Raw genomic sequence first — 9285 nt, 5'->3', positions numbered from 1 at the left:
GAAGGGGCACCCGACATGAATTCGCTCGTAAGGGGTCGAAGGCGTTGGGCCGATATGTTTCCCCCGCTGTTCGCGACCGGAGTTCTCGTCAACGGTGTCCGGCTTCGCCGGCGCCTGCGCCGCCTGGCCGTGCTGGAGCCGGCCACGGAACCAGTTGCGGATGGCCACAGTTTCCTCACCGCAACAGGTGTGGAGCTGGACGAGGCCACCAGGCGGGCCGCGAGCGCCTTCGCGCGCTTGCACGGGTTGGACGTCGTCGACCTGGTTCCGGCGAATCTGTCGGTTGACCTGGCGATGGACTTGGGACGGCGGATCAACCCAGCTACTTTCCGGGGCGACGCGTTCGCGCTGGGGCGAGGGGCCCATCACGCGATTCTCGCCGACCGGGCTGTTCTCCAACGTGCGGGCGTTGCGCAGTTCGATGAGCTGGAGCTGACCGAGCTGGCCCGGATCACGATTCTCCTGAAACGGCAGGCCTATGACTCAACCGAGGTAGTGGTTGCGCCGGGTCTGCGGGCGCTGCCCGAACGGACCGACAAGGGCCGCGCACTCCTGCGGGTGCTCTTCCCGTTCGAGCACCAGGTCCGCTTGGCACTGCCGGGTGTTCAGTACGCCGCTTTGGCTCTGAGCGTTCTGGTAAATCCGGCCCGGGGCTTGATTGCCGCCGCAATGTTCTGTCTCCAGCCCTACCTTGTTTTCGCAGGCCGGCACCACCCCCTTGCCCCACCCGATCTGCACCGTGCGGTACTGGTGCGTTCGGTACTTGCTCCGCGGCGATGGTGGCGTGCTCTGCGAGGTCCCGCGCCCCAGGCCATGGCCAGACGCGCGCTGGCAGCCGATCGCCGGCCGGTGTACGCCGCCGAGCTAGCTGCCGGGATCGAGCGATTCTTCGAATCCCGCCGGATCAGCTGTCCCTGGTGCGGCGGGACCGACCTGTCGGTCCGGGTGGCCACGCCCGATCTCCTTCAGCACAAGCCGGGACGGTTCACCCTGGAGCAGTGCCGGCAATGCGGGCACATCTTCCAGAACCCGAGGCTGACCGCAGCTGGGCTGGAGTTCTACTACCGCGATTTTTACGACGGCCTCGGCGCGGAGTTGCAAGAGGCGGCCTTCGAGCACCCCTATCCGAGGGGCGTTTATCAGGCTCGGGCCACGATGCTCGCGCCGTTCACCACGCCCAAGTCGTGGTTGGATGTCGGCACCGGCCACGGCCACTTCTGCGCCGCCGCCCGCGTGGTCTGGCCTCAAACGCTGTTCGATGGGCTGGATATGTCGAACAGCATCGAGGAGGCTGAGCGGCGGGGTTGGGTCTCGCGGGGCTACCGGGGACAGTTCCCCGAGCTGATCGAGCAGTTGGCGGGTCGGTACGACGTAGTGAGCATGCACCACTACTTGGAGCACACGCGCGAGCCATTGGCCGAGCTGGATGCGGCGGCCCGAATACTGCGGCCCGGCGGCTACCTCCTGATCGAGGTGCCCGATCCCGAGTGGCCATTGGCTCGGCTCCTCGGACGGTACTGGCTGCCCTGGTTCCAGCCGCAACACCTGCACATGTTCCCGGTCGCGAACCTCGAGCGGACCTTGGCCGAACGGGGGTTCACGACCGTCGCCGAGGAGCACGGCCGAGCGCACATGGGCGTCGGCCTCACTCTCGCCGTCGGGCTGTTCCTGCGGGATCTCATGCCGCAGGTGGACTATCCATGGTCACAATCCTCTGCGACGCTCCCGCGTCGACTCTGGCAGGCCGGCATTTGGCTAGCGGGCTCGCCGCTGGTCGTCGTCGGCTTCGTGGCCGACCAGATCCTCGACGGAGTGACCCGCCATACGGGTCGCGGCGATGCCTACCGAGTGCTCGCCCGGATGGACGAAGGGCACGGTCCGGCCGAAATACCCCCAGCGGCGGAAGAAGGTGCCCCGTGAGTCGGTTTCTGTTCGTTGTGCCTCCGCTCGCCGCCCACGTCCACCCGACTGCGGCGGTCGGCGCGGAGTTGGTCGCTCGCGGCCACGACGTCGCCTGGGTCGGCCACCTCGAACACATCAGCCCCATGCTGCCGCCGGGGGCCCGCGCGATCGAGGTGGGTTACCCGGACAGCGGATCCCCCGAACCGGTGGGGTCGCGGCAGTGGGGGGAGTCGATGCAGAGTCGTCGCCGCGGGATGCGTGGGCCTGCGGCGTTCCGGTTCCTGTGGGAGGAGTTTCTGATCCCGCTCGCCACCTCGATGGTGCCGGGTGTCGAGGCCGCGGTTGATGACTTCTGCCCCGACGTGGTGGCTGTGGATCAGCACACCCTCGCCGGCGCGCTCGTCGCCCACGCCCGTCGCCTGCCATGGGCGACCTTGGCGATCATGTCCGCTGAGCTGGTCGACGCCCCTGGGCCCAAACTGCAGGCCTGGGTCACCGAGCGCGTGAACGGCTTTATGCGCCGATTCGATGGTCTGGGTGTGGACACTTCCGAGGCGGGTGACCTGCGCTTCTCCGAGCACCTAGTGCTCGCCTTCACGACGGCGGCGCTCGTCGGCCCGCTCGAGCGGTTCCCCGGCCACTACCGGTTTGTCGGACCCTCGATCTATCCGCGTGGCGGTGACTTCCCCTGGGATCGCCTCGACCCTGCCCGCCAACATGTGTTTCTAACGCTCGGGACCGTCGCCGGCGACGTAGGGCAGCGCTTTCTTTCCACGGCGATCGAGGCGGTGGAATCCGTGACGGATCGAATCCAGCTGATAGTGGTCGCCCCACCAGGGGCGATCGACTCGTCCAAGGCGGACGTGCTGGTGCGCGACTTCGTGCCCTATCTGGAACTGCTGCCACATCTCGATGTCGTGGTGTGTCACGCCGGGCATACCACGACCTGCGAGGCCCTCGCTTTTGGCGTGCCGCTGGTGGTAGCCCCGATCCGCGATGACAACCCGGTCGTCGCGGGGCAGGTCGAGGCCGCTGGGGCCGGGATCAGGGTGAAGTTCGGCCGGGTGCGGGCCGCCGAGCTGTGCGAGGCGATATTGACGGTCCTGGACGATCCGTCGTACCGCCGGGCGGCGTTACGGGTGCAAGCCTCCTTCGCGGCCGCCGGTGGGTCCGTGGCCGCGGCCGACTGCCTGGAGAAATTGGTATGAGCCGCCCGCGACTGCGCACAGTGTTGCCGTTGCTGGTTACCGGTGGGCTGATGTGCAACGGGTGGCGGCTGCGCCGCCGGTTATCCGCGTTGCGGACCTTAGCGCCGGCTGACGAGCCGGTCGGCGAGGGGCTGCGTTTCGTTACTGCGGAAGGAGTCGCTCTGGACGACGCCGTCCAGCGCTCGGCGGCCGCTTATGCACGCAAACACGGGGTGGCGGTGCTTGATCTCGTGCCAGCGGACCTGCCTGTCGAAGCCGCGCTGGATCTGGCCCGCGTAGTGGATCCCGCAACCTACCGCAGCGCACGGTTGCGTCCCGGACGCGGTGCAGCGCATGCCCTGGCAGTCCAGCCCGCGGTTCTGGAGCGAGCGAAGTTCAACAAGATCGCCGACCTGGATCCGGTGGAGATCACCGAGTTCACCGCCGAGGCAAAACGATGCGCCCCCTCGGACTCGGATCTGGTGGTGGCAGCCCACCTCGCGGCGGTTGATGTCGACCTCGGCAAGCGGCGAGCCGCTCTGGAAGCCACCGGATTTCCTGGGGTGTGGGCGTTGGCCCCCCTCGTGGTTCGATACGCGCTACTGGCTGCCGGGTTCTGCGCCCATCGTGGCTGGGGTGCTGCGGCGGTACTGATGTACTGTGTCCAGCCCTATCTCGTCGTGGCCGGTGGCCCGCTCCGTCCCCGGGACCTCGCATGGGCTTGGCTGCGGCCAGTGCGTGAGCCCTACACCTGGATCAGGACGACTTCGGGCAAGTGGCGCTCGCCGGAACAGGAGCGGGAGCGCGCAGGGGCCGCCGCTGCCAGGCAACGTTACGCGCGGGATCTCGCGTCCGGCACGGCGCGATTCTTCGAGACACGTCGAGAGACCTGTCCGTGGTGTGGCGGTCATGTGCTGAGGAAATGGGTCGAATCGCCGGACTTCAGTCAGCGTAAGCCCGGAATCTTTCGGCTGGACAAGTGCCTGGAGTGTGGCCATGTTTTCCAGAATCCGCGGCTGTCTGTGGCCGGCTTGGAGTTCTACTACCGCGACTTTTTCGACGGTTCCGGTGCGGCGATGGCGGATTTCAGCTTTACGGTGACGGCGCCGGTCTATCGGGATCGGGCGGTGATGTTGGCTCCGTTCACCACACCCGAGCGCTGGCTGGATGTCGGCACGGGGCAGGCCCACTTCTGCAATGCCGCTCGCGAGGTGTGGCCGGAGACGGTCTTCGATGGGCTGGACATGAGCGTGAATATCGAGCGTGCGCAGCAGCGCGGCTGGGTCTGTCGCGGCTTTCGCGGGTTCTTTCCCGAGCTGGCGGAGGAGTTGGCTGGGCGCTACGACGTGGTCAGCATGCACCACTACTTGGAGCACACGCGCGAACCCTTCGCCGAGCTCGATGCCGCGGCGCGGGTGTTGCCGCCCGGTGGCTACCTGCTCATCGAGGTTCCCGACCCCGAGTGGCCGCTGGCGCGGCTGCTCGGGCGGTACTGGCCGGGCTGGTCGCAGCCGCAGCACCAGCACCTCTTCCCGCTCGCCAACCTCCGAACGGCTTTGGCCGCACGGGGTTTCACTTCCGTGGCCGAACAACGTGCACAAGCTCAGATGCCTTTGGACTTCAGCGGATCCGCTCTCTTCCGAGTCGCCACGCTCATGCCGGACCTGTCTACGTGGTCACCGTTCGCCGCGACCCGTTTCCGTCGGCTGCGGCGCGTTGGGACCTGGATAGTGGGAGCGCCGGTCATCCTCGCAGGCGGGGTTGTCGACCAGGCGATCAAGGCGGCGCTGCGCGATGGAAGCGGGAGTAACTGCTATCGACTGCTGGCCCGCAGAGACTGAACGAAATCCATTGCCCTGCAGGTTGTGCACGGCTCCCGCTAACTCTGGTACGGGTGATTGGTGAACTGGACTTGGCCCGACTCCGGGAAGTGGGCCGCGCTGAGGGTGACGCTGCCGACGAAATTGTCGTGGCCGGGGCTGAACAAGGCTGAGTAGCCGCTGTTGCCCCAATAGCCGGGGCCATTGGCATGTGCGGTGAAGCTGCCGGTTTCGCCGGTGTCGACGTTGCGGTAGTTCAGGGTGATGTCGAGCGAGCAGGGGCCGAGGCCGATCATCTGGGCGGACACGGTGAACGCGGCCATGCCCGGGTAGGCATTGCCGTTGACCGACGAGTCGACTATCGCGACGCACGGGCCGTTGGTCAGTGCGTAGATCGTCGCGAACTTGCCGCCGCTCGAGTCAGCGGAAGCCGGTGCGGCCGAGGCGATTACGGCGGCTGCGGTAATCGCGGAGAGAGAGAAAGCGGTGACGGACCGGATCGAACGCATCAATACCCCCAGTTGTGGGTGCTGGTCATGCCGTGCGACGGTACCAGTTCTTCCCTGCGCCCCAAGACCGTTCGCGCAGAACAGTGCTGGCATCCACGACACTGGCTTCGGTGAATCTCGCGCGATGATGTCAGCCGAGGCCGAAGGGTTGGCCCCATAGGGTTTCGGAGTCGTCCATGACATTGTCGTGCACGGTGACCGTGGTGTAGGCGCGAGCTTCGGCGGCGCCGGCGCAACCTTCTACCGACAGTGTGTGGTCCACGTACTGGGTTATGCCCGATGTGCCGGTGAAGGTGTAGTCCTCGATTTCCTTGGTGGCTACCTTGCCGGGCTTCAACTGGACGCTCAGGGAGGGGTCGGCATAGGGCGAGATCCCTGAGTCGCCTGCGGTGCCACCGGCGTACCCGCCCGCGGTGATGCCGCCATTGCCCCCGCCGCCACCACCGTCGCCGTTGTCGGTACCCGCGGGCGCGTCGGTTTTCGGTTGCGGCGGCGGCGTATCGCCGCTGCCGTCCGCGTGCGTGCCACTGCCGAGATCGACCTGGCAGCCGACGAGGTAACCGGTCTCGATCCGACCGCCGGTGACCGTGATATCGGCGGGTGCGGTGATGTGCACGGAGGTCACACCGGAAACCCACGCATTGCGGGAGAGTGGGCTCGCGGCCATCGACCCGGAGATCGTCGCATGTTCACCGGTGCGGTCGACCGCGACGACTAGGCCATCGCGAGTGATGAACTGGTCGTGGCCATCGGGCAGGGGTACGGAGGTATCGGCTTGTGCCGCACCGGATGTCACCAGTGCCAGGGGCAGGACTGCGCACGTCATGATTGCGGCGCCGACTGAACGGCGCATCGCGCTGTTCCTCTCATTCGATCGCATTACGCCGCTCATCCGACGCTGAACGGGTCGCCGTACAAAGTCACTTCGGCCGACCCTTGGTCGTTGGTCACGGTCAGGGAGCTGAACGCGCGCGCCTGCGCGTATCCGCCGCACCCGCTCAGCTGGACACCGCGATTGCGGTAGGCGATACCGACGGCACCCGCTGCGGGGTCGAGCTTCTTCGTGCCGAACTTCACCACGGCGACGCCGCCGGGCAACAGTTTGATACTCGGAGTCAATTCCGGCGATACCGAGCCGGGCGATAGGTAGACATCACCGCCGAGTGACAGCCCGCCGGACAGATCTGCCTGGCAGCCGATCAGATAGCCGGTCTCCAAACTGCCTGCTGTCGCGCCCGGAGCCGTCGCGTACGCGGTCGCCGACAGCTGCGCTGTGCGTGACATGCCATTGGCGGCGAGGGACTGGGAGATGATCGCGGTCTCACCGGTCCTGGTCAGATCCACCGGAATACCCGTTGCGGTCGTCAAGGCTTGCTCGCCGTCGGGCAGCGGCACCACCGTGTCCGCCTGCGCGAACCCACCTCCGAGCATCAGCACCGCCAACCCGACGCTGATACCGGCCGACCACCGGCCGACGCCATCGATCACCCTCATCAAACCTCATCCTCAACCCGCCAGCAGCTACCGGAGAACTTCGCACGCAAACCTGGGCGTGAGCTGGGAATCAGCATTGTGGTTGCTGTCGAACGCGACGGGGCGGTACTTCTATCACGGTGCCGTTCCGGTGGGGCGTATCCAGCGTTCAGGTGCGATGACGTAGGGCGTCGATGACGGTGCGCGCCGCATTGGACGGAGTGCGCCGGGCACTGTAGGCGATGGCGAGTTTCCACGGAATCGGTTCGGCCGCTTCGGAATACGCGATGCCGGGGTCGTTAAGTCGTCGCTACCAGGAACTGCTCCGCGCTCGGGGGACGCAGGCCGTCGGTTCGGTCGGCGAAGTAGCGCTGGGTCAGGATGGACGTCGAAATGTGTTGCGCCGATGCGAAACCCGCTGCCTCGGCCAGCTCGATCAGTTCATCGGGACTGAAGAGGCTGAGGAATGGCACTCCACTTGCGCGTGCGGCATTCTCCACGGCCTGGCGTATCGCGCGTTCCTCCGCATCCAGTAGGTCCAGCGGCAGTTGGAAGGTCATGGCCAAGGTGGAGCCGGGTGCGAGGGCCGAGATCCGCTGTAGTGTCTGAATATTCGCTTCGCGTGTGAGGTACATGGAGACGCCGGTTTCGGCGACCACCGCGCGACGGGACGGGTCGAAGCCCGCCGAGATGAGTCGGTCCCACCAGGATTCGGCCTCGAAATCGACCGGAACCAGCCGCAGCCACTTCGGAATTCCGAACCCGAGTTCGTCCAACCGCTGCCGTTTCCATGCCTGTGGGCCCGGCTGATCGACCTCGAATACGGTTAGGCCGGAAGCGATTTCGGGTCGACGCTGGGCGAAGGTGTCGAGTCCGGCGCCGAGGATGACGTATTGGTCGACGCCGTGCGCCGCCTGCTCGACCACCAGATCCTCGACGAATCGGGCGCGCGCCACGACGCACGCGCGCGACAGGCTCGTCGTCTCGGGATCCATATCCCCTCGCGCGCGCCATCCGGCGTCGGGGTCGATGAGCCGCAGCCCGATCTCGTCTTCGAGTACATGCGGCGCCGGATCGATCTCGACGTGCAAAGCCCGCCACAGTGCCACGCGCTCCGCCGTGCTCTCGGGGCCGATGACCTGTTGCATCAGCCGACCTTTCCGACCTGCAGACTCCACACCCGTCCGTCCGGGTCGCGCACCGTCATTTCCTTTGTCCCGTAATGGGTTTCCTCGAACGGCGTGACCACCTCGACGTCACTGCTCGGTCGGAACGCATCCGGTTCGGTCACCGTCAGTACGAGTTGTGTCTGTGGGGTCTGGCTGCGTGGGACCTCGGCGATGAATACATAGGGACCGTCGCCATTGCGGAACAGTCCGGAGTTGTGGTCGGTGGTGAATTCGGGTTCGAAGCCGAGCGCCTGAAAGAACCGCGCCGACTTGCCCCAATTGTGCGTCTCGACGAATACGCCTTCGATACCCTGCGTCGTCATATCGTCTCTCCTTGTCGCGCTCACGGTTGCTGATCGTGGGTGTCGTCGAGGTATCCGCGCAGCGCCTCCGCGACCAATGCCGACAGTGACATCCCGGACTCGATGGCCCGGAACTTGACCTGCTTGATCAATCCCACCGGCAAATACACGTTGAACTGCTTCACATCCTCGTCACCCACACACCGATGCTAGCATTCTAGAAAGCTAGTAACAAGATCATCGTGTGTGCACAGCCATGCATGGTGATCTTGATCAGGGGCCGGAATGTGGGGGCATTCGGCGGGCCGCGGGGCGGCGCGATAACTTGAGCGGGTGATCAAGAGTTCGGTATCCACGACGGCGGGGGCATGGCGGGCAGGTGACGGCGTCCCGGTGACGTTGCGGGAGGCGACGGTGGCATGGGCCTTTGCGGCACATGCGGAGCTGTCCGAGGTCGCCACGGGGTACGGGAACTTCATCACTGTGGATGAGTTGGCCGAGCGGGTGCAGGAAACGTCCGGGGTGCATACGGGTGCGCCGACGCGGACGTGGATGGAGGCGATTCTGCGCAAGGTCGCGCGGCGTTGCCACAATGCGGGCGAGCCACCGCTGACTTCGCTGTGCGTGCAGGCGAACCACACCGTCGGCGACACCTACAAGTACGTGCTGGAACTGGCCGGGTTGCCGATTCCGAAGGACCTCGAGCTGCACGCCTCCTACGCCAGGTGGCAGTGCTACGAGCATCATGGTGCCGCCATGCCCGCCGAGCCGACCGCCCCGCCGCTCACGCCGAAGGTCGCGGGCCGCCGCTCCGCGAGCACCGCCGCGCAGGAGGCCAAGCCGGAGCCTGTCCGCGCGCCGGTGTGCGAACAGTGCTTCATCCAGCTGCCTGCCAGTGGGACCTGCCAGTACTGCGTGTAGGC

10 protein-coding genes are annotated in these 9285 nt (G+C 66.2%); 4 read left to right on the top strand and 6 right to left on the bottom strand.

What is annotated here, in order from left to right; all coding sequences use genetic code 11:
• Positions 1-54 precede the first annotated feature (54 nt).
• Genes AB0J47_RS13455 through AB0J47_RS13445 form a run of 3 tightly spaced genes read left to right on the top strand, consistent with a single transcriptional unit; the run spans position 55 to position 4930 of the window.
• Complete coding sequence (locus AB0J47_RS13455; RefSeq protein WP_364344940.1) at positions 55-1920, top strand: class I SAM-dependent methyltransferase; 1866 nt, start codon at positions 55-57, stop codon at positions 1918-1920.
• The gene (locus AB0J47_RS13450) at positions 1917-3110 is read left to right on the top strand and encodes a nucleotide disphospho-sugar-binding domain-containing protein (protein WP_364344937.1); all 1194 of its coding nucleotides are present in this window, start codon (positions 1917-1919) and stop codon (positions 3108-3110) included. The genes AB0J47_RS13455 and AB0J47_RS13450 overlap by 4 nt, the downstream gene beginning before the upstream one ends.
• Positions 3107-4930 (top strand): class I SAM-dependent methyltransferase, encoded by a 1824-nt coding sequence (locus AB0J47_RS13445; RefSeq protein ID WP_364344934.1) that lies wholly within the window; start codon positions 3107-3109, stop codon positions 4928-4930. The genes AB0J47_RS13450 and AB0J47_RS13445 overlap by 4 nt, the downstream gene beginning before the upstream one ends.
• A gap of 38 nt (positions 4931-4968) precedes the next feature.
• Here AB0J47_RS13445 and AB0J47_RS13440 read toward each other — a convergent pair whose 3' ends face one another.
• The 6 genes from AB0J47_RS13440 to AB0J47_RS13415 form a co-directional block, all read right to left on the bottom strand.
• Complete coding sequence (locus AB0J47_RS13440; RefSeq protein ID WP_364344931.1) at positions 4969-5511, bottom strand: hypothetical protein; 543 nt, start codon at positions 5509-5511, stop codon at positions 4969-4971.
• Between the two features lie 37 nt (positions 5512-5548).
• Positions 5549-6244, bottom strand: coding sequence for an MspA family porin (locus tag AB0J47_RS13435; RefSeq protein WP_364344928.1), 696 nt, complete (start codon positions 6242-6244; stop codon positions 5549-5551).
• Positions 6245-6306: 62 nt separating this feature from the next.
• Positions 6307-6912, bottom strand: a complete 606-nt coding sequence (locus tag AB0J47_RS13430) for an MspA family porin (protein ID WP_364344925.1) — start codon at positions 6910-6912, stop codon at positions 6307-6309.
• Positions 6913-7190: 278 nt separating this feature from the next.
• On the bottom strand, positions 7191-8042 hold the full coding sequence (locus AB0J47_RS13425; protein WP_364345208.1) for a class I SAM-dependent methyltransferase: 852 nt from the start codon (positions 8040-8042) through the stop codon (positions 7191-7193).
• Positions 8039-8383, bottom strand: a complete 345-nt coding sequence (locus AB0J47_RS13420; RefSeq protein ID WP_364344922.1) for a VOC family protein — start codon at positions 8381-8383, stop codon at positions 8039-8041. The genes AB0J47_RS13425 and AB0J47_RS13420 overlap by 4 nt, the downstream gene beginning before the upstream one ends.
• A gap of 20 nt (positions 8384-8403) precedes the next feature.
• On the bottom strand, positions 8404-8562 hold the full coding sequence (locus AB0J47_RS13415) for a ribbon-helix-helix protein, CopG family (RefSeq protein WP_062985155.1): 159 nt from the start codon (positions 8560-8562) through the stop codon (positions 8404-8406).
• A gap of 133 nt (positions 8563-8695) precedes the next feature.
• Here AB0J47_RS13415 and AB0J47_RS13410 point away from each other — a divergent pair, with 133 nt between their 5' ends.
• The gene (locus AB0J47_RS13410) at positions 8696-9283 is read left to right on the top strand and encodes a hypothetical protein (protein WP_364344918.1); all 588 of its coding nucleotides are present in this window, start codon (positions 8696-8698) and stop codon (positions 9281-9283) included.
• Positions 9284-9285: the final 2 nt, after the last annotated feature.

The organism is Nocardia sp. NPDC049737 (genome assembly GCF_040674755.1).
In the GTDB taxonomy this organism is placed as follows: domain Bacteria; phylum Actinomycetota; class Actinomycetes; order Mycobacteriales; family Mycobacteriaceae; genus Nocardia.
The sequence above is the reverse complement of the archived record's forward strand: the minus strand, read 5'-3'. Positions and strand labels throughout refer to the sequence as shown.

Excerpts from the sequence above, each read along its gene's own strand:
- AB0J47_RS13455 (WP_364344940.1), top strand. The coding sequence starts at position 55 with ATGTTTCCCCCGCTGTTCGCGACCGGAGTTCTCGTCAACGGTGTCCGG.
- AB0J47_RS13445 (WP_364344934.1), top strand. The coding sequence starts at position 3,107 with ATGAGCCGCCCGCGACTGCGCACAGTGTTGCCGTTGCTGGTTACCGGT.
- AB0J47_RS13430 (WP_364344925.1), bottom strand. The coding sequence starts at position 6,912 with ATGAGGGTGATCGATGGCGTCGGCCGGTGGTCGGCCGGTATCAGCGTC.
- AB0J47_RS13440 (WP_364344931.1), bottom strand. The coding sequence starts at position 5,511 with ATGCCAGCACTGTTCTGCGCGAACGGTCTTGGGGCGCAGGGAAGAACT.
- AB0J47_RS13420 (WP_364344922.1), bottom strand. The coding sequence starts at position 8,383 with ATGACGACGCAGGGTATCGAAGGCGTATTCGTCGAGACGCACAATTGG.
- AB0J47_RS13435 (WP_364344928.1), bottom strand. The coding sequence starts at position 6,244 with ATGACGTGCGCAGTCCTGCCCCTGGCACTGGTGACATCCGGTGCGGCA.